At 64.8% G+C, this 23,297-nt stretch carries 19 protein-coding genes and 3 tRNA genes; 15 read left to right on the top strand and 7 right to left on the bottom strand.

From position 1 onward, the window contains the following. Window positions 1-5: 5 nt before the first annotated feature. The gene (gene radC / locus MHZ91_RS03155; protein WP_175124701.1) at window positions 6-683 is read right to left on the bottom strand and encodes a DNA repair protein RadC; all 678 of its coding nucleotides are present in this window, start codon (window positions 681-683) and stop codon (window positions 6-8) included. Window positions 684-733: 50 nt separating this feature from the next. Here radC and MHZ91_RS03150 point away from each other — a divergent pair, with 50 nt between their 5' ends. The 3 genes from MHZ91_RS03150 to maiA are packed head-to-tail and all read left to right on the top strand — an operon-like array spanning window position 734 to window position 2,881. Further along, window positions 734-1,210: a peptidylprolyl isomerase gene (locus MHZ91_RS03150; protein ID WP_175184333.1), complete on the top strand. Its 477-nt coding sequence runs from the start codon at window positions 734-736 to the stop codon at window positions 1,208-1,210. After that, complete coding sequence (gene ispH / locus MHZ91_RS03145) at window positions 1,210-2,187, top strand: 4-hydroxy-3-methylbut-2-enyl diphosphate reductase (protein WP_175124699.1); 978 nt, start codon at window positions 1,210-1,212, stop codon at window positions 2,185-2,187. Before MHZ91_RS03150 ends, ispH begins: the two co-directional genes overlap by 1 nt. Before the next feature lie 49 nt (window positions 2,188-2,236). Beyond that, a complete protein-coding gene (gene maiA, locus MHZ91_RS03140; RefSeq protein WP_175137486.1) occupies window positions 2,237-2,881 on the top strand; it encodes a maleylacetoacetate isomerase in 645 nt (214 codons plus the stop codon). A gap of 11 nt (window positions 2,882-2,892) precedes the next feature. Here maiA and MHZ91_RS03135 read toward each other — a convergent pair whose 3' ends face one another. The 4 genes from MHZ91_RS03135 to MHZ91_RS03120 all read right to left on the bottom strand — a co-directional run bounded on the left by MHZ91_RS03135 (window position 2,893) and on the right by MHZ91_RS03120 (window position 6,623). After that, the gene (locus MHZ91_RS03135; protein WP_175124697.1) at window positions 2,893-4,338 is read right to left on the bottom strand and encodes a DegQ family serine endoprotease; all 1,446 of its coding nucleotides are present in this window, start codon (window positions 4,336-4,338) and stop codon (window positions 2,893-2,895) included. 83 nt (window positions 4,339-4,421) lie between these two features. Continuing rightward, window positions 4,422-5,750: an ATP-binding protein gene (locus tag MHZ91_RS03130; protein WP_175137487.1), complete on the bottom strand. Its 1,329-nt coding sequence runs from the start codon at window positions 5,748-5,750 to the stop codon at window positions 4,422-4,424. Further along, window positions 5,747-6,406 carry a response regulator gene (locus MHZ91_RS03125; protein ID WP_175124695.1) on the bottom strand — a complete coding sequence of 220 codons (660 nt, stop codon included), beginning with the start codon at window positions 6,404-6,406 and terminating at the stop codon, window positions 5,747-5,749. Before MHZ91_RS03125 ends, MHZ91_RS03130 begins: the two co-directional genes overlap by 4 nt. Before the next feature lie 141 nt (window positions 6,407-6,547). After that, window positions 6,548-6,623: transfer RNA gene (locus tag MHZ91_RS03120), tRNA-Thr, on the bottom strand. Between the two features lie 213 nt (window positions 6,624-6,836). Between MHZ91_RS03120 and MHZ91_RS03115 the strand changes: the two genes are divergently transcribed. The 3 genes from MHZ91_RS03115 (at window position 6,837) to MHZ91_RS03105 (ending at window position 9,098) form a co-directional block, all read left to right on the top strand. After that, a tRNA-Asn gene (locus MHZ91_RS03115) sits at window positions 6,837-6,912 on the top strand. Window positions 6,913-7,041: 129 nt separating this feature from the next. Then, complete coding sequence (locus MHZ91_RS03110) at window positions 7,042-8,091, top strand: GTP-binding protein (RefSeq protein WP_239212407.1); 1,050 nt, start codon at window positions 7,042-7,044, stop codon at window positions 8,089-8,091. Window positions 8,092-8,192: 101 nt separating this feature from the next. Further along, window positions 8,193-9,098 carry a LysR family transcriptional regulator gene (locus tag MHZ91_RS03105; protein WP_175124693.1) on the top strand — a complete coding sequence of 302 codons (906 nt, stop codon included), beginning with the start codon at window positions 8,193-8,195 and terminating at the stop codon, window positions 9,096-9,098. Window positions 9,099-9,833: 735 nt separating this feature from the next. Here the strand turns inward: MHZ91_RS03105 and MHZ91_RS03100 are convergent. Further along, window positions 9,834-9,910, bottom strand: a tRNA-Met gene (locus MHZ91_RS03100). A gap of 63 nt (window positions 9,911-9,973) precedes the next feature. On the opposite strand from MHZ91_RS03100, the gene scpB reads away from it, so the two are divergent. The 8 genes from scpB (at window position 9,974) to typA (ending at window position 21,801) form a co-directional block, all read left to right on the top strand. Next, window positions 9,974-11,212, top strand: coding sequence for an SMC-Scp complex subunit ScpB (gene scpB / locus MHZ91_RS03095; RefSeq protein ID WP_370647777.1), 1,239 nt, complete (start codon window positions 9,974-9,976; stop codon window positions 11,210-11,212). A 35-nt stretch (window positions 11,213-11,247) separates the two neighbouring features. Beyond that, a complete protein-coding gene (rluB, locus tag MHZ91_RS03090) occupies window positions 11,248-13,119 on the top strand; it encodes a 23S rRNA pseudouridine(2605) synthase RluB (RefSeq protein ID WP_239212406.1) in 1,872 nt (623 codons plus the stop codon). Window positions 13,120-13,633: 514 nt separating this feature from the next. Next, a complete protein-coding gene (gene rimP / locus MHZ91_RS03085; protein ID WP_175124690.1) occupies window positions 13,634-14,134 on the top strand; it encodes a ribosome maturation factor RimP in 501 nt (166 codons plus the stop codon). Next, window positions 14,131-15,609 carry a transcription termination factor NusA gene (gene nusA, locus MHZ91_RS03080; protein ID WP_056322387.1) on the top strand — a complete coding sequence of 493 codons (1,479 nt, stop codon included), beginning with the start codon at window positions 14,131-14,133 and terminating at the stop codon, window positions 15,607-15,609. The genes rimP and nusA overlap by 4 nt, the downstream gene beginning before the upstream one ends. A gap of 97 nt (window positions 15,610-15,706) precedes the next feature. Then, a complete protein-coding gene (gene infB, locus MHZ91_RS03075) occupies window positions 15,707-18,763 on the top strand; it encodes a translation initiation factor IF-2 (protein WP_175124689.1) in 3,057 nt (1,018 codons plus the stop codon). Between the two features lie 21 nt (window positions 18,764-18,784). Next, window positions 18,785-19,186: a 30S ribosome-binding factor RbfA gene (gene rbfA / locus MHZ91_RS03070; protein WP_175124688.1), complete on the top strand. Its 402-nt coding sequence runs from the start codon at window positions 18,785-18,787 to the stop codon at window positions 19,184-19,186. 42 nt (window positions 19,187-19,228) lie between these two features. Then, complete coding sequence (truB, locus tag MHZ91_RS03065; RefSeq protein WP_175124687.1) at window positions 19,229-19,981, top strand: tRNA pseudouridine(55) synthase TruB; 753 nt, start codon at window positions 19,229-19,231, stop codon at window positions 19,979-19,981. Then, window positions 19,978-21,801, top strand: a complete 1,824-nt coding sequence (gene typA, locus MHZ91_RS03060) for a translational GTPase TypA (RefSeq protein ID WP_175124686.1) — start codon at window positions 19,978-19,980, stop codon at window positions 21,799-21,801. The genes truB and typA overlap by 4 nt, the downstream gene beginning before the upstream one ends. Before the next feature lie 96 nt (window positions 21,802-21,897). Here the strand turns inward: typA and MHZ91_RS03055 are convergent, their stop codons facing one another. Next, window positions 21,898-22,296 carry a 4-oxalocrotonate tautomerase gene (locus MHZ91_RS03055; protein ID WP_239212405.1) on the bottom strand — a complete coding sequence of 133 codons (399 nt, stop codon included), beginning with the start codon at window positions 22,294-22,296 and terminating at the stop codon, window positions 21,898-21,900. 106 nt (window positions 22,297-22,402) lie between these two features. On the opposite strand from MHZ91_RS03055, the gene MHZ91_RS03050 reads away from it, so the two are divergent. Continuing rightward, complete coding sequence (locus MHZ91_RS03050; RefSeq protein WP_175137495.1) at window positions 22,403-23,266, top strand: LysR family transcriptional regulator; 864 nt, start codon at window positions 22,403-22,405, stop codon at window positions 23,264-23,266. Window positions 23,267-23,297 lie beyond the last annotated feature (31 nt).

The following is a 23,297-nucleotide window of genomic DNA, read 5'->3' as shown; positions in this document are numbered from 1 at the left end:
TGCGGTCAGAGGCAGCCCAGTTCAGCCAGCGACACCGCCGAGCCTCCCGCGACGATCAGGTGGTCGATCAGTTTGATGTCCACGAGCGCCAGGGCTTCCTTCAGGTGCCGCGTGAAGCCGTGGTCTGCCGCGCTGGGCGACGCCACGCCAGACGGGTGGTTGTGCGCCACGATGAGGGCCGCAGCGTGGTGGCGCAAGGCCTCGCGCACGACCTCCCGCGGGTAGACCGCCGCCTGCGAGAGCGTGCCCCGCGCCAGTTCGCCCGTGGCGATCAGGCGCAGTTGGGCGTCCAGATACAGGGCGATGCAGTGCTCCACTTGCAGATGGCCGAGCGCCGCCTTGCAATATTGTTTCACTCGGGTGGGGTGGTTCATGGCGGTGTCCCGGACCAGGTCTTCTTCCATGGCGCGGCGGGCCAGTTCCAGCAGCGCCGCCAGGGTGCAGGCTTTGGACGCCCCTAATCCGGCGATGGACATCAGGTCCTGGGGCGAGGTGCTCAGCAACCCGCGCAGCCCGCCGAACCGGTCCAGCAATTGACGGCACAGATCCACTACATTCAGCCCTGGAATCCCCGTGCGCAGCGCGACGGCCAGCAGCTCGGCATCCTGGATCGATGCGGCCCCGTGACGGAGCAGACGCTCTCGGGGACGGTCTTGTTTTGGCAGCCGGACGGACAATTTCATAAGAGGCTCTAAAATCAGGGTTTACTCAAATACCCATACGGTGGCAGATCGTGAGCATCGCCTCTAATGAAGTGAACGTTTTGGTCCGTCCGGATTCCTACCTGACGCTGCATTACCGCATCACCCTGGCCTCGGGCCCGGGCGCGGGTTCGGTGTTCACCGACACCTTCGACGGCCGTCCCGGCACGTTGCAGATGGGCGGCGGGCAGTGGGCGCCTGGCCTGGAGGCCGCGTTGGTCGGCCGCGCCGAGGGCGACAAGTTCAGCGTCACCATCGAGCCGGCAGACGCCTACGGCGACCGCAACCCCGAACTGATCCAGCGCGTGACGCGCGCCATGCTGGCGCAGCACGCCGGCGAGGACGCCACGTTCGAACCCGGCGACCTCGTTGAATTCACCGCGCCCAACGGCGGCCGCTATTCGGGCGTCCTCAAGGAAATCAACGACGAATCCGCGCTATTCGATTTCAACCACCCGCTGGCAGGCATCAGCCTGAAAGTGGACGTGGCGCTGCTGGGAGTGCTTTGATGAGCCAGGCTGTCACCGCCTCCGACGCCGAAGTCCTGCTGGCGCAGCCGCGCGGCTTCTGTGCAGGCGTGGATCGCGCCATCGATATCGTCGAACGGGCCATCGAACTGCACGGCGCGCCCATCTATGTGCGTCACGAGATCGTTCACAACCGCTACGTCGTGGAAGACCTGCGCGCCAAGGGCGCCATCTTCATCGACGAGCTCGACGATGCGCCCGCGGGCGCCATCGTGGTGTTTTCGGCGCATGGCGTCTCCAAGGCCGTGCGCGCTGAAGCGGAAGCGCGCGGGCTGCAGGTCTTTGACGCCACCTGCCCGCTGGTCACCAAGGTGCACATCGAAGTCGCGCGCATGCGCGCCGCCGGCCGCGAGATCATCATGATCGGCCACAAGGGGCATCCCGAGGTCGAAGGCACCCTGGGCCAGGCGCAGGGCGGCATGTACCTCGTCGAAACCGTCGAAGACGTCGCCAGCCTCGAAGTCACCGATCCGGAAAACCTGGCCTACGTCACGCAGACCACGCTGTCGGTCGATGACGCGGCCGCGGTGTCGCAGGCGCTGAAGGCGCGCTTTCCCAGCATCGCCGAGCCCAAGAAAAGCGACATCTGCTACGCCACGCAGAACCGGCAGGATGCGGTCAAGATCCTGGCGCCGGAATGCGATCTGGTGCTGGTCGTGGGCAGCCCCAACAGCTCGAACTCCAATCGCCTGCGCGAAGTGGCCGAGCGCAAGGGCGTCGCGTCCTATCTTATCGACGGCGCGGAATCCATCGACCCCGCGTGGCTCGTCGGCCGCAAGCGCATTGGCGTGACCGCGGGCGCCTCGGCGCCGGAAGTGCTGGTGCAGCAGGTGATCGCGCGCGTCAAGGAACTGGGCGCCGTCTCGGTGCGCAAGATGCCGGGGCTGGAAGAAAACGTCGCGTTTCCGCTGCCCAAGGGCTTGTCGCGCAAGGCGGCCCAGACCGAATCGCTGGAATGAACAAGCGCCGCCCACGCGGGCGGCGCCACAAGAATACCGAGGAGACACCATGCAGCTTTACAGCTACTTCCGCAGCTCGGCCGCTTATCGCGTACGCATTGCCCTGAACCTGAAGGGCCTGCCGTACGAGACCGTGCCGGTTCATCTTCTGAAGGAGGGCGGCCAGCAGTTGTCGGCCGGCTACCGCAAGGTGAACCCGACCGCGCTGGTTCCCACGCTGATCGACGGCGATGCGGTCATCGGCCAATCGCTGGCCATCATCGAATACCTGGAAGAAACGCACCCGGAAACGCCGCTGCTGCCTGCCGACGCCATCGGCCGCGCCCGTGTGCGCGATCTGGCGCTGGGCATCGCCTGCGATACGCATCCGCTCAACAACCTGCGCGTGCTGAAGTATCTGAAGCACACGCTGGGCGTGGATGAAGCCGCCAAGACGGCCTGGTACAAGCACTGGGTGCATCAGGGTCTTGAAGCGTTGGAAACCCAACTGGCTGCTTCCCGCGCCACGGGTAAGTTCTGCCACGGCGACACGCCGACCATCGCTGACCTGTGCCTGGTGCCGCAAGTGGCGAATGCGCAGCGCTTCGAGTGTGACCTGTCGGCCATGCCCAATGTGCTGCGCATCGACGCGGCGTGCCGGGCCCTGCCGGCATTTGAAGCGGCCGCGCCGGGCAAGCAGCCCGACGCGGAGTGACGCCCGGCTGATCAGCCGATCTGCACCGGCACGAAGATCTTGTCTTCGCCGCGTTGCACCAGCAAGGCTACGGTCTTGCCCGCCTTCGACAACTCGGCCTTCACCTGGCCGACGTTGTGCACCGGCACCCCATTGAGGGACAGCAGCACGTCGCCGGGCTGAATGCCAGCCTTGGCGGCGGGGCCTGCAGAACGCTCGATGAGCAGGCCTTCCGCCCCCGACTCCTGCTGCTCCTGCGGGCTCAGGGGGCGCAGCGCCAGGCCAAGCTGGCCGCGCTGCACTTCCTGGCCGTCGGCCGACGCCTGGGTCTTGTCCTTGGGCACGCCACCCAGCGTTGCGACCATCTCCTTCTGCCCGCCGTTGCGCCATACGTCCAGCTTGATCTTCTCGCCGGGGGCGGCCATGGTGATCGTCGAAGCCAGGTCGCCGGAAGACACGATGGTCTTGCCGTCGATCTTGCGCACCACGTCGCCCGGCTGCAGGCCGGCCTTTTCGGCGGCGCTGCCCTTTTCGACGCTCGACACCAGTGCGCCCGACGGCGAATCCAGCTTGAACGAGTCGGCCAGGTCCTGATTCACTTCCTGCACCGTCACGCCCAGGCGCGCATGCTGCACCTTGCCGTGCTCAAGGATCTGGTCCTTGATCTTGTAGGCCAGGTCGATGGGAATCGAGAACGACAGGCCCTGGAAGCCGCCGGTGCGGCTGTAGATCTGCGAGTTGATGCCCACGACTTCGCCGCGGTCGTTGAACAGCGGACCGCCCGAGTTGCCGGGGTTCACGGCCACGTCGGTCTGGATGAACGGCACCGAGGTGTCGTCCGGCAGCGAACGGCCCTTGGCGCTGACGATGCCGGCGGTGGCGGTGTTCTCCAGGCCGTAGGGCGAGCCGATGGCCAGCACCCATTCGCCCACCTGCAGCTTGTTCACGTCGCCCACCTTGATGACGGGCAGGTTCTTCGCCTCGATCTTGATGACGGCGACGTCGGTCTGCGGGTCGGCGCCCAGGACCTTGGCCTTGTATTCGCGGCGGTCGGTCATCTTCACGGTCACTTCCTTAGCGTCCTGGACCACGTGCGCATTGGTCAGGATGATGCCGTCGGAACTGACGATGAAGCCCGAGCCTTCGCCGCGCATCGGGACTTCACGAGCCGGCGCGCGGCCACGAGCGCCGGGCACCTGGCCAAAGAACTGCGCGAACGGGTCGTCGCTTTCGGCGGCCGACACCTTGCGCGTGCCGCTGACGCTGATGTTGACGACGGCCGGACCGGACTCGCGCGTGATCTGCGCGAAGTTGGGCGGCACGGACGCGCTGATCGGCTGGGACGCAGCGGTGGCGGCGGGGGCTTCGGCAGCCATCGAAACGCTGCCGGTCAAGGCGGTTGCGCCTGCACCGCCAATGGCGCCGGCTGCCAGCAGCGCCAGGACGAGGCGCGAGGGTTTGATTTGCGTGGTCTTCATGTCGGCTCCTGCGATCATGTTGGGAACATGGCGCTATCTTCGGGCCGCACACTTAGGGGAAACTTAAGCGGGAAAAATCCAGGCTAAGCGGGAAAATTGACGCGCGCCCGCAGGCCTTGGCCGGACGGCGCGTCTTCAAGAGTGATGGTTGCGCCGTGGCGGTCGGCAATGGTGCGTGCGATGGCCAGTCCCAATCCGCTGCCATGCGTCGTGTTGCCTTCGGCCCGGTAGAAGCGGTCGAACACGCGTTCGCGCTCATGGACCGGGATGCCGGGTCCCTCGTCGTCGATCATCAGCGAAATGCGGCCCGGGCCGTGTTCCAGACGCATCCCGATGCGGCCACCGGCAGGCGAGTGCTTGATTGCGTTGTCCAGCAGATTGCGCACCAGCAGCACCAGCGCATCGCGATTGCCCTGCATCTGCGCTTGCGTATCGCCGTCCAGCGTGACGTCGATGGATTTGGCGTTTGCTTCGGGCAGTGTCTCGGACAGCGCCTGCCGCAGCACGTCCGCCAGATCCACCGGCGCCAGCGGCGTCTGCTCCTGGGCGCCTTCCTGGCGCGCCATCGACAGCAACTGCTCGACCAGCCGCGTCGCGCGGTCGATGCCGGCAGTCAGGCGCTGTTCGGCAAGCTGGCGCGCGGCGGGGTCTGCTGCGCGCTGCAGCGCCTGCATCTGCAGGCGCAACGCCGCCAGCGGCGAGCGCAGTTCGTGCGCCGCGTCGCCCACGAATTGCTTCTGCTGCGCAAAAGCGCCGCGCATGCGTTCGAGCAGCAGGTTCAGTTCCTGCACCAGCGGGCGGATTTCATCAGGCAGCCCGCGTACGCTGACAGGCGACAGATCTTCGGGCTGGCGAGCGGCCACCTGGGCGCGCGCGCGCTTGACCGGACGCAGCGACCAACTGACGACGCACCAGATGATCAGCATCAGCAGCGGCGCGGCGGCGGCGATCGGCGCGACGGTGCGCAGCGCAAGGGCGCTGGCCATGTTCTTGCGCACGCGCATGTCCTGCGCCACCTGAATCACCTGGAAGGGCGTGGCCAGCGAATACACGCGATAGGTTTCGCCTTCCAGCTTCGCGTCGGAAAACCCCAACACGATCTGGCTGGGCAGGCGCAGGCGCGAGCGTGAGTTGAAGACGCGCAAGCCGTCCGGCGTCCAGATCTGGATGATGAGGTCATCGGCAACCGGCGATCCGGCGCCGCGCGCATGTGTGGGGCCGGTGCTCAGCAGCCCGTCGCCGGTGCCCAACGACAGGGCGGTGCGCTGCAGCAGCGAGTCGAAGATGTCGTCGGCCTGCGCCAGGGTGCTGCGATAGGCGATTGCGCCTTGCACCAGCGCGCCGACCGCAATGGCGGCCAGCAGAAAGAAAAGCAGCCGGGCTCTCAGCGAATAGCTAAGCGGAATGCTCATGTTTTGGGGATGACATAGCCGACGCCTCTGACGTTCTGGATCAGGTTGGGACCCAGTTTCTTGCGCAGGCCATGAATATAAACCTCAACGGCATTGCTGCTGATGCTGTCTTTCCAGCTATAGAGTTTTTCCTCGAGCTGTGCGCGCGAAAAAATCATGCCGGGCCGCGCGATCAGCGGTTCCAGCACCGCCCATTCGCGCGCGGTCAACGCCACCGGCGCGCCGTCGACCATGGCGGCGTGCGATTGCGGGTCGATGGTGACGCCGTCGTGTTCAAAAATGGGCTCGGCCCGGCCCGCGCTGCGGCGGATCAGTGCCCGCATGCGCGCCAGCAGTTCGTCCACGTCATAGGGTTTGACGATGTAGTCGTCGGCACCTGCGTCCAGCCCGGCGATCCGGTCGCTGACCGCGTCGCGCGCAGTGGCGATGAGCACCGGCGTGCGGTCCTTGCGGGTGCGCATGTCGCGCAGCAACGTCAGTCCGTCCCGCTTGGGCAGGCCCAGGTCGAGCAGTACAAGGTCGTAAGGATCGGTGCGCAGCGCAGAGTCCGCCGCGCTGCCGTCCCGAACCCAATCGACGGCGTAGTGTTCCGCGCGCAGGCAGTCCAGTACGCTTTCGCCGATCATCATGTCGTCTTCCACGAGAAGAATGCGCATGGTTTATTCCGCTGGGATGGTCCAAGGGGGTTGGACGCGTGGCGATCAGCGCGAGTTCCCGGCCGGGGTGGCGGGGCGGGGAGGAGGGCGGGCAGGGGTGAAATGAAAAAAGCAGCCCGAGAGGGCTGCTTTTTGGAAATCTGGTGCCGGCAATAGGAGTCGAACCTACGACCTTCGCATTACGAATGCGCTGCTCTACCAACTGAGCTATGCCGGCAAGACCATTTGCTTTTGTTTCTGGACCAAGCCGGAAAGCGCTAGCAAAACATCTTTTTTCTTCCAGTTCGTCGGCTTTTTTAGGGCCCGATCTGGAAAGACCGAAACTATATCAGAGTTTTTTCGCGATGGGCAACAAGAAGCGCAAAAAATTCAGAAAAAAACGAGATTTGCATGCGCCGAATTTTTAGTTCATAATTTCGGTCTTGGCAGATCCCCGATAGCTCAGTCGGTAGAGCGACGGACTGTTAATCCGCAGGTCGCTGGTTCGAGCCCAGCTCGGGGAGCCAAAAGAATTTTGGGCCGCTCACGCAAGTGAGTGGCCCTTTTGGTTTTTGCGGTGGTGTTCGCGTCTCTGTGCGTGTAGGTCCACAGCATGGGTATTTACCAAGTGCGCATCGACAACTAAGGCGATCGGCATGAATGACGACAAGCGCGGCCGCGATCAACGCGGGCAGGGCGACCGGCCGGTGCAAGACAAGCGCATCGGTGTCACCGTCATCTCGGGCTTTCTGGGCAGCGGCAAGACGTCGCTCTTGAACCGGCTGCTGCAAGCGCCTGAGTATGCCGACGCGGTGGTCATCGTCAATGAATATGGCGATATCGGCGTGGACCATCATCTGGTGCGTCTGGCGCCGGACAAGGTTGTGCTGGTCGAGGGCGGATGCCTGTGCTGCGTGGTCAGCGGTTCGGTGGTCGACACCTTGCGTGATCTCTTCATGCAGGCGCTCGCGCGCAAGATCAAGCCGTTCCGGCACGTCATCATCGAGACCAGCGGTCTTGCCGATCCGGCGCCCATCCTCTTCACACTGAAGCACGAACGCTTTCTGGCCGAGCGCTACGCGTATCGCGGCGCAATCGTCGTGGTGTCGGCTGCGCACGGCGCGGAACAGCTGCGCGCGCAGCCCGAGGCGGCCCGGCAGCTTGCGCTTGCTGATGCCGTCGTAATCAGCAAATCCGATCTTGTCGATGCGGCGCAACTGCACGAAGTCGAACTGGCGATCGAGGCCATCAATCCTGGCGCGCGGCGCTACGTGCAGCGCCCGGATGCCCCGTTGGCCGATGGCTTGCTCCAGGGGCCGGACCTGCTTGCTCGTCGCGATGGGAAGGTCACGGCAAAGTGGCTTGGCGCATTCTCGTCATCGGCCGCTGTACGGCATGCGGACGTAAGCAGTTTTTCGCTCACGCTGGAAGCGCCGATGAGCCGAGCGGCGTTTCTGGCAGGCGTCGCGCGTATCCAGGAGCGCTACGGGCCGGGCGTGCTCCGGATGAAAGGCATCGTGTGTTTCGCCGGTGAATCAAGTCCGTGTGAAGTGCATGGCGTGCATGGCGAGTTGTATCCGTTGCAGTCCTTGAACGAATGGCCGGATGATGTGCGCGTCTCGCGGCTGGTGTTCATCGTTCGCGGCTTGGTCGTGCCGGACGTGGCTGCCGCTGTGCGCCACGCATTAGGCCAATCGTCCGCGTGATCGCGCCGAAGGACCCCGTTTCATTGATCGATATTCCGTTGCGGATGCTGCACGGAAATACGGTATAACCGGTACGGTCTGATGCACTTGCCGAGACAGTGATGGATCGACTGAAAGCCATGCAGGTGTTCGTTGAGGTTGCCGATCGGGGCAGCCTGTCGGCGGCCGCCGTGCATCTGGACATGTCTCGCGCCATGGTGTCGCGATACCTGGCCGAGATGGAGCAATGGGTTGGGGTGCGCCTGCTGCATCGCACGACGCGGCGCCTGAGCCTCACGCCAGCTGGCGCCGAAACCCTGCCGCGCTGCCGCCAGATGCTGGATATGGTCGGCGATCTGCACAGCGCCGTCGCCACGCCCGAGGATACGCCGCGCGGCCTGCTGCGCATCACGACGAGCATGTCGTTTGGCGCCCGCCATCTGGCGCCGGCCGTCACCGACTACGTCAAACGCCACCCCGGAACGTCCGTGGACCTGATGCTGGTCGAGCGCGCGGTCAATCTGGTGGAAGAGCGGGTCGACCTCGCGGTGCGCATCACCAATGATCTGGATCCCAATCTGATTGCGCGCAAGCTGGCGGTGTGCCGATCGGTGGTCTGCGCCTCCCCGGAATATCTCGCGCGCGAAGGCGTGCCTGCGCGCGTCGAGGATCTGTCGTTGCGCAACTGCCTGACCCATTCGTATTTCGGCAAGAGCCTGTGGCGTTTCGAGCGCGATGGCGAGCCGGTCGACGTGCCCGTGGGGGGAAGCATCAGTGCCAACGAAGTCTCGGTGTTGTGCAGTGCCGCCGTGGAAGGGGCGGGCATCGCGATGTTGCCCACGTACTATGCGGCAGAATACATCGCGTCGGGCAAGCTGCAGGTCATCCTGCCCCAATGCAAACCCCAGGAGCTAGGCATTTATGGTGTGTACGCCTCGCGCCGGCAGATGCCCCTGATTTTGCGTTCGATGATGGATTATCTAGCCGAGCGGCTGGGGTCGGCGCCGTGGGACAAGCCGGCGGGCTGAGCGGCGGACGGGTGAGGGGTAGGCTGGCGCGGCGGGTTGGCGGGCCGATAACGGGTACGCCGCAGCTTGAGGCCTGAATAGATGGCGGTATAATTTGCCAGCTTTTGACCCAAAAAATACCTAACAATCGTTCCGGCCTGGTGGCAGGCCGGCGCAATCCAGAGCCCGGCTCGGTTTGCGCAAGGGGGCGAGCCGGTCTGGCAGCGGCGTTCGGCCGCACGGCAATGGCCGATGCCCGTCGGTTCTAGTCTTTGCTATCAATCTTCGCGGAAAGGGTTGGTGCCGGAGGTTCCGGCGCGTTCCGCGGCCATATTGGCGATAGGCGTCAGCGTTGCTGGTGCCAGCTTTTCCAGAATGTGCTCAGACGTTTTGCCGCAGCCGCGCAGCCGCGGCAGGCATTCCGCCTTACGGGCGCCGGCGTGGTGGTTTTAGCGCAGGGCAGCGCCATGAGGTGTGGGCGTGGCGGTAAACAGGAACCCAGTGACAATTTCGCAAGCCAACATTGACTGTTGCGTCGCCGCTTTTGCGGCGGCTCGGTCGTCTCCGGGCGAGCGTCGCGTGGGGGTATCCGGTTTGAGCTGCGGTGCGGGATTGACTCGCGGCGTGCGTTTGAATCGCGGCACGAATTTGAACTGCCACGCGGGTTTGAATTGCCACGCCGACCGCTCGATTATTTATTTTGAATCCGGCGCCGCAAATGAAAAAGGCCCGGCGAATGCCAGGCCTTCATCAAATTGGTTGCGGGGGCAGGATTTGAACCTACGACCTTCGGGTTATGAGCCCGACGAGCTGCCAGACTGCTCCACCCCGCGTCTGAGAAAAGAATATTAACCTTATTTCCAACCAAGCGCAAGTTAGCCCATTTTTGAATTTGGATGTCGATGAACGATAGCGAGGCAATACTCGTGCTGGAAACCGCGCTGCTGTGCGCGGTTCAGCCGATGCAGATTTCCGATATGCGCAAGCTGTTCGGGGATGATGAACAATTCGACAGCAGCACGGTGCGCCGGCTTCTGGAGACCTTGCAAGGCAACTGGGCCGACGGCGGGCTGGAGCTTGTACAGCTCGCCTCCGGCTGGCGTTTCCAGAGCCGCCCCAGCATGCAGCGCTACCTTGAGCGCCTCAGCCCTGAAAAGCCGCCCAAGTATTCGCGCGCCGTGATGGAAACACTTGCCATCGTGGCCTGGCGCCAGCCCGTGACGCGCGGCGACATCGAAGATATCCGCGGCGTGACGGTTTCGTCGCAGATCGTGAAGGCCCTCGAGGATCGCGGCTGGATCGAAGTCATTGGCCACCGCGACGCGCCGGGTCGTCCCGCGCTGTTCGGCACTACGCGCCAGTTTCTCGACGATCTGGGGCTGCGCGCCCTGGACGAGCTGCCGCCGCTCGAAACCGCGCACGCTGCCGCCGCGCTCGCCGGGCTGGATCTGGGCGAAGTGCAGCAGGTGCTGGGCGAGACGCCTGAATCGGCTGATGGCGAGGGCGGTGCGGACGCGTCGCCGGCGGAAGATGGCGCGCAAGCGTCCATTTCCGGGGCGGACGACATCGTCCAGGACGGGGCGGACGCCCCGCAACAGGCGTCGCAAGAAGACGAAAATCCGCCTGCCGCCGATCCTGATGCCGAATCTTCCGAGATTTTCCCCGTTGCGGAATTGTCTGTTTCGGAAGACGATGTCCCCATAGCGGCCATCGATAGCGTAGAATCCCAGCTTTCGCGCACAGAAGAAGGCGCGGATCCCGCCGACGAATCCACCGTCCGGGAGCAAGCCGAAGGCTTGTCCAATACGCCGCTCTCGTCCGATCTTCCCGACGACAGAGCTGGCAACGACATTTCCGATATGGCCGCCGATGCCTCCGAGGCCGGTGCTGCAAAGGAAAGAGTCGAGAACGCAAAACACGCGGAACCGACTGACCCGACTGACAAGACCGATCCCGAGGCCCCTGGCGACGCCAGGCGCGAGCCCGTTCATGGTCTTGACGAGGCCGTTCAGCCCGAACCCGATGCTGCCGCCGCGGCCTCGGAGCAGGCGGACCCCGACCGGTCCGGGTTTGAACCGGATTCGGCGTCCCCAGATGATGACGAGCCTGCTCCCGGCAGGCCTACCCAAGTTTGAAATTCGGAGCTGTCCCAGTGACAACGAATACAGCAATGCAGGACGACACCCCCCGTTCGGATGACGCCGCTGCCGGCGCGCAGCCGGAATCCTCCGCCGCGCGCGAACCGGCCGCCGAGGGCGAAGCCGGCGCCCGCAGCCGCGGCCGCAAGCTGAGGACCCCGTTCCGCCGCCGCCGCGGCGACGCTGCCGCCGAACAGGCGCCCGCCGCCGAAGGGCAGGCCACTGTGCCCGCCGCACCGGTCGAGTCCGTGGACTCCCGGGGTGGCGAGCAGGAAGCCGAGCAGGCGCTGTCCTACCTGGATACGGCTGACCGCATGGAGCAGCGTCTGGGCAAGTACCTGAACAGCGAAGCGGTCATGCCCAAGCTGCACAAGGTGCTGGCCGACGCAGGCATCGGGTCGCGCCGCGAAATGGAAGAGCTGATCGTCGCGGGCCGGGTGTCCGTCAACGGCGAACCGGCGCATATCGGTCAGCGCGTGGGGCCTAACGATCAGGTGCGTGTCAATGGCAAGCCCATCATGCGCACCAACACGAAAAAGCCGCCGCGCGTGATCCTGTATCACAAGCCCGCCGGCGAGATCGTCAGCCACGACGACCCCGGTGGCCGCGCCAGCGTGTTTGCCCGGCTGCCCAAGCTGCGTACCGGCAAGTGGCTCTCGGTGGGCCGCCTTGACCTGAACACCGAAGGCCTGCTGATTTTCACGACGTCGGGCGACATGGCCAACCGGATCATGCACCCCCGTTACGGCACGGAACGCGAGTACGCCGTTCGTGTCCTGGGTGAAATGGACGAGGCGCAGCGCCAATCGCTGGTCGACGGCATCGAGCTCGAAGACGGCTTGGCCGCCTTCGGCGCGCTGGACTACCTGGGCGGAGACGGCAGCAACCGCTGGTACCGCGTCACGCTGCAGGAAGGCCGTAACCGCGAAGTCCGCCGCATGTTTGAAGCGGTCGGCGTCACTGTCAGCCGCCTGATCCGCACGCGCTTCGGCGATGTCGTGCTGCCGCGCACGCTGCGCCGTGGCCGCTGGGACGAACTGGACGCTTCGCTGGTGACCGCGCTGATGGTCCAGTTGGGACTGTTGCGCGATGACGACGATTCGTCGGGCAACCGTCGCCGCTCCAAGCAGCCGCAATCGCACGACAGCGCCTTGCCTCCCGGATTCGGCACGCTCGACCGCAACGGCATGAACGGCGCCCGCATCGGCCGCCGTGGCAAGTTGCAGGGCGGCGGCCTGGGCAGTGCAGGGCAGGCTGCGGCGTGTCCTTCTGATCCTTTCGGCACCGGCCTCATGATCGCCGGTGGTTACGCCAACGGCCACCCGCTCTCGGGCGAACCCGGCCTGGGCAATCGCAAGGGCAAATCGGGTCCGCGCTCCGCGGGCGCCGGCAAGTCCGGTGGCAAGCAGGGCGGCAAGGCCGGCGGCAAGCCGGGTGGGCGCGCGGGCGGCAACGCACGCGGTCCCCGCGCCGCAGCGAACGCCGCGGCCGGCAATCCGATGGCAAGCAGCCCGGTGGCCGGCAATCCGGTGGCCGGCAATCCGGCAGCGGGCGGCATGGGCGATGCGCCGGCTGGCGCTGGCCGCCGTCCTGGCGGCAAGTCCGGTGGCAAGCCTGGCGGCGGCAAGCCGGCTGGCGGCAAACCGGCAGGCGCGCGTAGCGGCAATCCGGGTCGTGGCGGCAAGCCCGCCGCGGGCGGTCGCGGCGGCAACAAGGCCGAAGGCGCGCGCACCGGCGGCAACAACAAGGGTCCGGGCGCCGGTGGCAAGCCGCGTGCGCCGCGTAGTGGCGGTCCCCGCGCCGACGGCGGCCAGCGTGGCGACGATTGGCAACCCCGCAGCGCTTCGGCTCACGAATCGCGGCTGGGCGTCATGGGCGGTGGCCGGGGACGTCAGGGTCGCTGATCCCCGCAGGGCGGCCCGCAGACTGCGCCGCCGCCCCGCATCCGTCCCATATAAACGTAAGCCCGTGACGAATCAGGCGATTTTCCCGTTTATCTGGTAAAATCAATGGTTTTCATGGCTTCGCGTCATGGCTTTTTGCTGGAAGCACTGGATTCTTTAAGTGCGCTTTACCGCAAAAAGCACGTCGGCTGCATGCTTGTTGGCTGCATTTGGGCCGATCGGGCGTACGGCCTTGTGCTGGCGTGTTGCTGGCTGGCGTGTTGCCGGGCGCTGTTTGCAGCAATCTCCTTGGCGCGTGCCGCTTTTCGCGGAAGGCGCACAGGCGCCTGAGTACCCAGCCAAGTCCGTCGAAAGCCGGGTTCGGCACCGGGTCGGGAAATCAGGGCGGCGCAAGCCAAAAATTAGGTCGCAATATAGGGCACTGCCCAGCATTGCTCCTTACGTGTAGTAGGGAAGCGGCTGGGCTCTGTGCAATATCGGTGGGCTGGGCGTACAGCCCATTTTTTTTGAGTATATGGCTGATTTATTCGCATTGACCGAAGAGGCTCTGGCCGGCATGGACGTCGAACTTGTCGACGTGGAACGTGCCGCCCTGGGCCTTTTGCGCGTCACGATCGATCGGGTCGGCGGTGTGCGCATCGAAGACTGCGAGCAGGTGTCCCGCCAATTGTCGCGGGTCTATGAGGTCGAGAACATCGACTACAAGCGCCTCGAAGTGGGTTCGCCGGGTGTTGACCGCCCGCTGCGCACCGAGGCCGAGTTCCGCCGTTTCGCAGGCGAGCGCATCGAAATCAAGCTGCGTGAGGCATTGGACGGCCGCAAGGTCTTCTCGGGCACGTTGACCGTGCCGGAAGACGAAGCCGCAGCCGACGCAGCTGCTGGGATGCACAAGACCGTGTTCGGTCTCGAATTTGAGGCAAAAAAGAACGAAGTCCAGGTGTTGAATTTCACGGTCGAAGATATCGAGCGTGCAAAACTGGATCCCGTTCTGGATTTCAAGGGCAAAAAGCGATGAGTCGCGAAATTCTTCTGTTGGTCGATGCCTTGGCGCGTGAAAAAAACGTCACGCGTGACGTCGTGTTCGGCGCTCTCGAAAGTGCGCTGGCCTCGGCCATGAAAAAGCGCTTCAAGGATGATGCGGACATTCGTGTTTCCATCGATAGGGAAACGGGAGACCACGAAGGCTTCCGCCGCTGGCTGGTCGTGCCCGACGAGGCCGGTCTGCAAGAACCCGACAAGCAGGAAATGCTGTCGGATGCCGAGGAAATCGTCCCCGGCATCAAGGAAGGCGAGTACATCGAAGAGCCCCTCGAACCCATCGAGTTCGGCCGTATCGGCGCCCAGGCGGCCAAGCAGGCCATCCTGCAAAAGATCCGCGACGCCGAACGCGAACAGGTGCTGAACGACTTCCTGGACCGTGGTGAAACCATCGTGTCCGGAACGATCAAGCGCATGGACAAGGGCGACGCCATCGTCGAAACCGGCAAGATCGAAGCGCGCCTGCCGCGCTCCGAAATGATTCCCAAGGAAAACCTGCGGGTTGCCGACCGCGTCCGTGCCTTCGTGTTGCGTGTTGACCACGCCGCGCGTGGCCAGCAAGTGATCCTGTCGCGCACGTCGCCCGAGTTCATCCGCCAGCTGTTCGAGAATGAAGTGCCCGAAATCGAGCAGGGTCTGCTCGAGATCAAGGCTGCCGCCCGCGATGCCGGCGTGCGTGCGAAGATCGCCGTCGTGGCATACGATAAGCGTATCGATCCCATCGGGACGTGTGTGGGCATGCGCGGTTCGCGCGTGACCGCCGTGCGCAACGAACTCGGCGGCGAGCAGGTCGACATCGTGTTGTGGTCCGAAGACCCCGCGCAGTTCGTCATCGGCGCGCTGGCGCCGGCCAACGTCGAATCCATTGTTGTCGACGAAGACAAGCATGCGATGGACGTCGTGGTGGACGAGGAAAACCTGCCGAAGGCCATCGGCGCCAAGGGCCAGAACGTGCGCCTGGCGTCCGAACTGACCGGCTGGCAGATCAACATCATGACGCCGGAAGAAAGCCTGAACCGCCAGGAAGTCGAGCGTTCGGGTCTGCGCACCACGTTCATGAGCAAGCTGGACGTCGACGAGGAAGTCGCTGACATCCTGATCGACGAAGGATTTACCGGTATCGAGGAAATCGCCTACGTTCCCATGCAGGAACTGCTGGAAATCGAGGCGTTTGACGAAGACACCATCAACGAGTTGCGCGCCCGTGCCCGCAATGCGCTGCTGACCGAGGCAATCGCCCAGGAAGAGCGCCTTGAGACCGCACAGGATTTGCTTGAACTCGAAGGCATGACGCCGGAACTGGCCGCCAAGCTGGCCGAGCGTCAAGTGCATACGCGTGATGATCTGGCCGAATTGGCAACGGACGAACTGGCGGAAATCGCCGGTCTGACCGAACAGGAAGCCAGCGATCTCATCATGCGTGCCCGCGCCCATTGGTTCGACGAAGAATAACCAAAAGGACACGGGTCTGCGGTGGGCGCTGCAGCCGCTTCATCCACCGCAAGTTCACGTTGTTTGTAATAGCTGCCTATAGGGAAGAGAGAGCCTAATGTCGAGTAATACCGTCGCCCAGTTCGCTACCGAGCTGAAAATGCCTGCCAACGTGCTGCTGGATCAGCTGCGTTCGGCTGGCGTTGACCTCAAATCGGTCGACGACTCCGTCACCGACAGCGACAAGGCGAAATTGCTCGAATCGCTGCGTCGCGCGCACGGCGCAACCGAAGGCAAGAAGATCACGCTGACGCGCCGCCAGACTTCCGAGATCCGGCAAGCCGACGCCACCGGGCGTTCGCGCACGATCCAGGTCGAAGTGCGCAAGAAGCGCGTCTTCGTCAAGCGCGACCCGTCCGAACTCGCCGCCGAACAGGCCGCCTCGGCCCGTCCCGAAGAAGAAGTCGCGGCAGACGCCGCACCGCAGGTTTCCGCACCGGCTGCACCCGCAGCTCCCGCGGCGCCTGTCGCCGCAGAAGCTCGCGAAACGGCGCCTGTAGAGGCCGAAGCTCCCGACCAGGCCGAAGCGCCGCAGCAGGAGCCCGTCGCAGCCGAAGCCGCCGCCCCGGCAGAAGCGCCCGCGGCAACCGAATCCGTCGCGGCCGAAGCGCCCGCCCCCGTCGAGGCCCAAGCGCCCGAAGTCCAGGCTCAGCCTGAACCCGAACCGACGCCGGCGCCTGCTCCTGCCGAGCCCGTGGCCGAAGAGGCCAAGCCCGAAATCAAGACTGAAACCACCGAGCCTCTGGCTGAAGAAGCCAAGCCGGAACCTGCTGTGCTAGCCAATAAGTCCGAAACATCTTCCTCCCAGGCCGCCGCGCCTGTCGCCCAGGCGCAGCCTGCCGCGAAACCCGAATCCGTGAAGCCCGCCGCCGCCGCGCCCGCCGCTGCGCCCAAGGTGGGTGGTCGCGTCGACAACCGCCGTGCCGCGCCGCCGCTGGCCGCTTCCGCCACGACCGCAGGCCGCGACGAAGCCCGCCGCGCCGCCGAGGCCGAGGCCGCCGCGCTGCGCGAAATGCTGAACCGTCCCCGCAAGGTGCTGCGCGCGCCCGAGCCCGAGGCGCCTGCAGCCGCGCCGATCTCCGGCACGCTGCACAAGCCGGCCGGCAAGCCCGGCGCCGCACCCGCGGCCAAGAAGGACGCCAAGCCGGCTGCCCCTGGCGCCAAGAAAACCATCAAGACCGCTGAAGTCGCTTCGACCTGGTCCGATGATTCGTCGCGCAAGAAGCCGGCCGACAAGCCGGCAGCCCCGGCCAGCCGTGACGGCTGGCGTGCGGGTGGCAAGGGCGGTGGCAAGTCGGGCGGCCGTGGTGGCCGTAACCAGCAGAACGACCGCCGCAACGAGCCGGCGCCGCAGGAATTCATCGCACGTGAAGTCCACGTGCCGGAAACCATCAGCGTGGCCGACCTGGCTCACAAGATGTCCGTCAAGGCCGCCGAAGTCATCAAGCAATTGATGAAGCTGGGCCAGATGGTCACCATCAACCAGGTGCTGGATCAGGAAACGGCCATGATCGTGGTCGAGGAACTGGGCCACGTGGCCATCGCCGCCAAGCTGGACGACCCGGAAGCCTTCCTGGACGAATCCGCCACCCAATCCGAAGCCGAGCAACTGCCGCGCGCGCCGGTCGTGACCGTCATGGGCCACGTCGACCACGGCAAGACCTCGCTGCTGGACTACATCCGCCGCGCCAAGGTTGCCGCGGGCGAAGCCGGCGGCATTACGCAGCACATCGGCGCCTACCACGTCCGCACCGAGCGCGGCATGGTGACCTTCCTTGACACCCCGGGCCACGAGGCGTTTACCGCCATGCGTGCCCGCGGCGCCAAGGCGACCGACATCGTGATTCTGGTGGTTGCCGCCGACGACGGCGTGATGCCGCAGACGCGTGAAGCCATCCACCATGCCAAGGCCGCAGGCGTGCCCATCGTGGTGGCCGTGACCAAGATCGACAAGCCCGCCGCCAACCCGGAACGCGTCAAGCAGGAACTGGTTGCCGAGCAGGTCGTGCCGGAAGAATACGGCGGCGACGTGCCGTTCGTGGGCGTGTCCGCCAAGACCGGCCAGGGCATCGACGACCTCCTCGAAAACGTGCTGCTGCAAGCCGAAGTGCTGGAACTGAAGGCGCCCGAAGACGCACCCGCCAAGGGTCTGGTCATCGAAGCCCGTCTGGACAAGGGCCGCGGCCCGGTCGCGACGATTCTCGTGCAAAGCGGCACGCTCAAGCGCGGCGACGTCGTGCTGGCCGGCGCAAGCTTTGGCCGTGTGCGCGCCATGCTCGACGAAAACGGCAAGCCGATTCAGACGGCCGGTCCCTCGATCCCCGTTGAGATCCAGGGCCTGACTGAAGTGCCGGCCGCCGGTGACGAACTGATGGCACTGTCCGACGAGCGCAAGGCGCGCGAAATCGCGCTGTTCCGCCAAGGCAAGTTCCGCGACGTCAAGCTGGCCCGCCAACAGGCTGCCAAGCTGGAATCGATGTTCGACAACCTCGGCGAAGGCACCCAGACCCTCACCCTCATCGTCAAGACCGACGTGCAGGGTTCGCAGGAAGCCCTGGTGCAGTCGCTGGTCAAGCTGTCCACCGACGAAGTGCGTGTGCAGGTCGTGCACGCCGCAGTCGGCGGCATCTCGGAAACCGACATCAACCTGGCCATCGCCTCGCACGCCGTCGTCATCGGCTTCAACGTGCGCGCCGACGCCAGCGCCAAGAAGCTTGCCGAGAACAACGGCATCGACGTGCGCTACTACAACATCATCTACGACGCCGTGGATGAGGTTAAGGCCGCCATGTCGGGCATGCTGGCGCCCGAGAAGAAGGAAGAAATCATCGGCCTGGTCGAGATCCGCGAGGTGTACAGCATCTCCCGCCTCGGCAACATCGCCGGTTGTATGGTGCTCGACGGCATCGTGCGCCGCGATTCCCAGGTCCGCCTGCTGCGCAACAACGTGGTTCACTGGACGGGGCACCTCGAGTCGCTGCGCCGCTTCAAGGACGACGTCAAGGAAGTCAAGTCGGGCTTCGATTGCGGTCTGACGCTGCGCGGCAACAATGACATCCAGGTGGGCGACCAGCTGGAAGTCTTTGAAATCAAGGAAATTGCGCGCACGCTGTAAAGCAGGCGCCAGGCATTGTTAATGAGCCGTCACAAGTCCAAAGCCATTCCCGGCCGCAATCTGCGGCTGGCCGACCAGATCCAGAAGGATCTGGCCGGGATCATCCAGCGCGAAATCGACACGAAACGCGCTGGACTGATCACGATTTCGGGTGTGGAACTGTCGACCGACTACGCGCATGCCAAGGTGTGGTTCACGGTTTTGGGCGCCGAGCCCGAAGCCGCCACCACCTTGCTGAACGAGAAGGCCGGCTGGCTGCATTCGCAGCTCTACAAGCTTCTGCACATCCACACCGTCCCCACTTTGCGTTTCTTCCACGACGAGCAAGTCGCCCGTGGCATCGAAATGTCGATCCTCATCGACCGCGCAAACCGCCCCGGCCCGCACTCGGGCGTACCCGACGAGCCTGAAGACAAGTCCTGATCGGGCTGTCGTCACTGCTTCATTTTTTTCCGGATTTCGACGATGGCTAAACGACGCGGGCTTGCGCTCGACGGTGTGCTGTTGCTTGATAAACCTGTGGGTTTGTCGAGCAATCACGCCTTGCAGCGCGCCAAACGCGCCATGGACGCGGCCAAGGCTGGCCATACCGGCACGCTGGACCCTTTTGCCACCGGCCTGCTGGTGTGCTGCATGGGCCGCGCCACCAAAATTTCCGGCGCGATGCTTGACGCCGACAAGGCATATCGCGCTACGCTGCAATTTGGATCGGAAACTGATTCCGGCGACCTGACGGGCAACGTCACCGCGACCGCCGAACCCGGTTTTGTTGTCGAGGAACAGGCGCTGCGCGATGCACTGTCACGTTTCTCGGGCACCATCGAGCAGATTCCGCCGATGTACTCGGCGCTCAAGCGCGACGGCAAGCCGCTGTACGAGTACGCCCGCGCGGGCATCGAGCTGGAGCGGGCGCCGCGCAAGATCACTATATACCGCATCGAGCTGTTGTCCCTGACCGGGACGCAGGCAGAGATCGATGTGGCTTGCAGTAAAGGCACATACATCCGAACACTGGCCCAGGACATCGGGCGCGTGCTGGGCTGTTTCGCCCACCTGACGGCGCTGCGGCGCACGCACGTCGGGCCCTTCTCTCTGGAACGCGCCGTTGAACTGGAAGCCTTGCAGGCCATGCCAGACCCCAAGCAGGCATTGCTTGCACTGAACGAATTGCCGGAGGGCTTGCTGCCCTCCACCCTGACCTTAAAGGACTCGCTATGACTCGCGCCTTGCGCAACGTCGCCATCATCGCCCACGTTGACCACGGAAAAACCACCCTGGTCGACCAGCTGCTGCGCCAATCCGGCACCTTCCGCGAAAACCAGGCGCTGACCGAACGGGTCATGGACTCGAACGACCTGGAAAAGGAACGTGGCATCACGATTCTGGCCAAGAACTGTGCCGTTGAGTACGAAGGCACCCACATCAACATCGTCGACACCCCGGGCCACGCCGACTTCGGCGGTGAAGTCGAGCGCGTGCTGTCGATGGTCGACGGCGTGCTGCTGCTGGTTGACGCGGTCGAAGGCCCGATGCCCCAGACCATTTTCGTGACCCGCAAGGCACTGGCCCTGGGCCTGAAGCCGATCGTCGTGGTCAACAAGGTCGACCGTCCGGGCGCCCGCACCGATTTCGTCATCAACGCCACGTTCGACTTGTTCGACAAGCTGGGCGCCACCGACGAGCAGCTGGACTTCCCGGTCGTGTACGCATCGGGTCTGTCCGGTTACGCCGGCCTGACGCCGGATGTGCGCGAAGGCGACATGCGTCCCTTGTTCGAAGCCATCCTGCAACACGTGCCGCAGCGCGAGGACGATCCCAACGGCCCGCTGCAGATGCAGATCATTTCGCTGGATTACAACAGCTACGTCGGCAAGATCGGCGTGGGCCGCATCAACCGTGGCCGTATGCGCCCGGGCATGGAAGTGGCCTACAAGTTCGGTCCCGATGGTCAAGGCGGCCGCGGCCGCATCAACCAGGTGCTGAAGTTCCATGGCCTGGAGCGCGTCGTGGTGGACGAAGCCGAAGCCGGCGACATCGTGCTGATCAACGGCATTGAAGACCTGGGCATCGGTTGCACGGTGATGGATCCGGTCAACCAGGAACCGCTGCCGATGCTGCGCATCGACGAACCGACGCTGACCATGAACTTCATGGTGAACACGTCGCCGCTGGCCGGCCGCGAAGGCAAGTTCGTGACCAGCCGCCAGGTGCGCGACCGTCTGGATCGCGAACTGAAGTCCAACGTGGCGCTGCGTGTGCGCGACACGGGCGACGACACGGTTTTCGAAGTGTCGGGCCGTGGCGAACTGCATCTGACCATTCTGCTGGAAACCATGCGCCGCGAAGGCTACGAGCTGGCCGTGTCGCGTCCGCGCGTGGTGTTCAAGGAAATCGACGGCGTGAAGTGCGAGCCGTTCGAGTCGCTGACCGTTGACGTCGAAGACGCGCACCAGGGTGGCGTCATGGAAGAGCTGGGCCGCCGTAAGGGCGACCTGCAGGACATGCAGCCGGACGGCCGTGGCCGTACGCGTCTGGAATACCTGATCCCGGCCCGCGGCCTGATCGGTTTCCAGAACGAATTCCTGACGCTGACGCGCGGCACGGGCCTGATGAGCCACATCTTCCACGAGTACGCGCCGATCAAGGAAGGCTCCATCGGCGAGCGCCGCAACGGCGTGCTGATCAGCCAGGACAACGGCGACGCCGTGGCCTACGCGCTGTGGAAGCTGCAGGATCGCGGCCGCATGTTCGTCAACCCGGGCGATGCGCTGTACGAAGGCATGATCATCGGCATCCACAGCCGCGACAACGACCTGGTCGTGAACCCGATCAAGGGCAAGCAGCTGACCAACGTGCGCGCGTCGGGCACCGACGAAGCCGTGCGCCTGGTTCCGCCGATCCAGATGTCGCTGGAATACGCCGTGGAATTCATCGACGACGACGAACTGGTGGAAATCACCCCGAAGTCGATCCGTCTGCGCAAGCGCTACCTGCTCGAAAACGAGCGCAAGCGCGCCGCGCGCGAAGCCGCGGTCTGAGCTTGAAGGCGGCAGTCGCCGCCTTGTCGCCGGATCAATGAAAAGCCGCGCACCTTCGGGTGCGCGGCTTTTTTTTGCAACCACTGCGGCCGCCGGCTACACCGCGCCGTGCTGGTGCCGGTGCTCTTGCGTTCGCCCGCCATAGCCATAGGCCGCCGCGCGCGCGTCGATCACATGGACGTACGAGCACTCGTGCAGTTCGCCCAGGATCTCCTGGAACGCGGCATAGACGTCCTTGATGAAGCGCGCCTTCTCGGACTTGGTGTTGGTCTCGTCCGTGACGCTGATGTCCAGGTGGAATGCGTTTTTGCCCTGCTCGGCCAAAGGACGCCCGCCGATGAACCAGAGTTCGTGCGGAATGTGCTGCAGCGTGATGGCGATGACGGGCAGCTTTTTACCGAGCACGGACTGGGTCAGCCCGGCGACGGATTCGACGATGCGTTGGTCAATGGCGGCATCGGTTGTGCCGGAACGATGGATGACGATGTGGGGCATGACGGCTCTCCGGTTGGGTAGGTACAGGGCCAGTGTAGAAAGCGCGTTGACATCGGAAAAGCGGGAAATTACGATTTCATCCATCGATTTAGCCGTTGGATAAATCATGAGCGGATTCGACCTGGACCAGCTTCGCACGCTGGTTGCGGTGCTGGACGCGGGCAGCCTGACGGCCGCGGCGCCCAAGGTGTTCCTGTCGCAATCGTCCGTCAGTGAACAGATGCGCAAGCTGGAGGACAGGGCGGGCCAGCCGTTGCTGGTGCGCGGCAAAGCGGGCGTGCGCGCCACGCCGGCCGGTCAGCGCCTCCTGGCGCATGCGCGCACGATCCTGGCCCTGAGCGACGAGGCCTACCGCGACCTGCGCGGCGTGGCGCTTCGGGGCGAACTGCGCCTGTGCATCACCGATTACTTCCGGCCGGGGGACGTCGCCCGTCTGCTGCGCCGCCTGAACGAGCAGTATCCGCAGGTGCGGCTGCACGTCACCATCATGAAAAGCGGCGCGATCGAAGCGGCTTACGAGCGCGGCGAGATCGACGTCGGCATATCCATGGTCATCCAGGAGCGGGGCGCGACGCGCGGCCGGGCGGACGGCGCGCTGCTGCGGCGTGAACCGCTGCTGTGGATGGCGGCCGAGGGCGTGACGCCGCCGCTGGCCGAACCCTTGCCGTTGCTGGCGCTGCCGGAAACCTGCGCGCTGCGCCAATACGTAGAGCGGATGTTGTCGCGCCGCGGCGTGCCGTATGCGGTATCGCACGTGGCGTCCGGCGTCGCGGGACTGCAGTTGGCCGTCGCCGCGGGATTGGGCGTTGCGTGCCTGAACGAATCGGCGCTGGGTGCGGGCATGGCGCGGCTGCAGGCGCCCGGCTTGCCGGCGTTGCCATCGGTGGAATTCAGGTTGCTCGCTGCCCGCCCCGGCGAAAGCGAGTTCGTGGGGCTGGCGCGCGAGGCGATCGTCAAGGCGATGACGTAGGCAGCGCCTTGACTGAAGGTTGCGGTGCGTG

It is taken from the genome of Achromobacter sp. ACRQX, from assembly GCF_022346505.1.
Lineage (GTDB): Bacteria > Pseudomonadota > Gammaproteobacteria > Burkholderiales > Burkholderiaceae_B > Achromobacter > Achromobacter animicus.
The sequence above is the reverse complement of the archived record's forward strand: the minus strand, read 5'-3'. Positions and strand labels throughout refer to the sequence as shown.

Bases quoted from the DNA above. Each gene is read 5' to 3' on its own strand.
- ispH (WP_175124699.1), top strand. From the start codon at position 1,210: ATGAGCCAGGCTGTCACCGCCTCCGACGCCGAAGTCCTGCTGGCGCAG.
- MHZ91_RS03125 (WP_175124695.1), bottom strand. From the start codon at position 6,406: ATGCGCATTCTTCTCGTGGAAGACGACATGATGATCGGCGAAAGCGTA.
- MHZ91_RS03105 (WP_175124693.1), top strand. From the start codon at position 8,193: ATGGATCGACTGAAAGCCATGCAGGTGTTCGTTGAGGTTGCCGATCGG.
- rbfA (WP_175124688.1), top strand. From the start codon at position 18,785: ATGAGCCGTCACAAGTCCAAAGCCATTCCCGGCCGCAATCTGCGGCTG.
- scpB (WP_370647777.1), top strand. From the start codon at position 9,974: ATGTCGATGAACGATAGCGAGGCAATACTCGTGCTGGAAACCGCGCTG.
- MHZ91_RS03135 (WP_175124697.1), bottom strand. From the start codon at position 4,338: ATGAAGACCACGCAAATCAAACCCTCGCGCCTCGTCCTGGCGCTGCTG.
- infB (WP_175124689.1), top strand. From the start codon at position 15,707: ATGTCGAGTAATACCGTCGCCCAGTTCGCTACCGAGCTGAAAATGCCT.
- maiA (WP_175137486.1), top strand. From the start codon at position 2,237: ATGCAGCTTTACAGCTACTTCCGCAGCTCGGCCGCTTATCGCGTACGC.
- rluB (WP_239212406.1), top strand. From the start codon at position 11,248: ATGCAGGACGACACCCCCCGTTCGGATGACGCCGCTGCCGGCGCGCAG.
- radC (WP_175124701.1), bottom strand. From the start codon at position 683: ATGAAATTGTCCGTCCGGCTGCCAAAACAAGACCGTCCCCGAGAGCGT.
- nusA (WP_056322387.1), top strand. From the start codon at position 14,131: ATGAGTCGCGAAATTCTTCTGTTGGTCGATGCCTTGGCGCGTGAAAAA.
- truB (WP_175124687.1), top strand. From the start codon at position 19,229: ATGGCTAAACGACGCGGGCTTGCGCTCGACGGTGTGCTGTTGCTTGAT.
- MHZ91_RS03110 (WP_239212407.1), top strand. From the start codon at position 7,042: ATGAATGACGACAAGCGCGGCCGCGATCAACGCGGGCAGGGCGACCGG.
- rimP (WP_175124690.1), top strand. From the start codon at position 13,634: ATGGCTGATTTATTCGCATTGACCGAAGAGGCTCTGGCCGGCATGGAC.
- MHZ91_RS03130 (WP_175137487.1), bottom strand. From the start codon at position 5,750: ATGAGCATTCCGCTTAGCTATTCGCTGAGAGCCCGGCTGCTTTTCTTT.
- MHZ91_RS03055 (WP_239212405.1), bottom strand. From the start codon at position 22,296: ATGCCCCACATCGTCATCCATCGTTCCGGCACAACCGATGCCGCCATT.
- MHZ91_RS03050 (WP_175137495.1), top strand. From the start codon at position 22,403: ATGAGCGGATTCGACCTGGACCAGCTTCGCACGCTGGTTGCGGTGCTG.
- typA (WP_175124686.1), top strand. From the start codon at position 19,978: ATGACTCGCGCCTTGCGCAACGTCGCCATCATCGCCCACGTTGACCAC.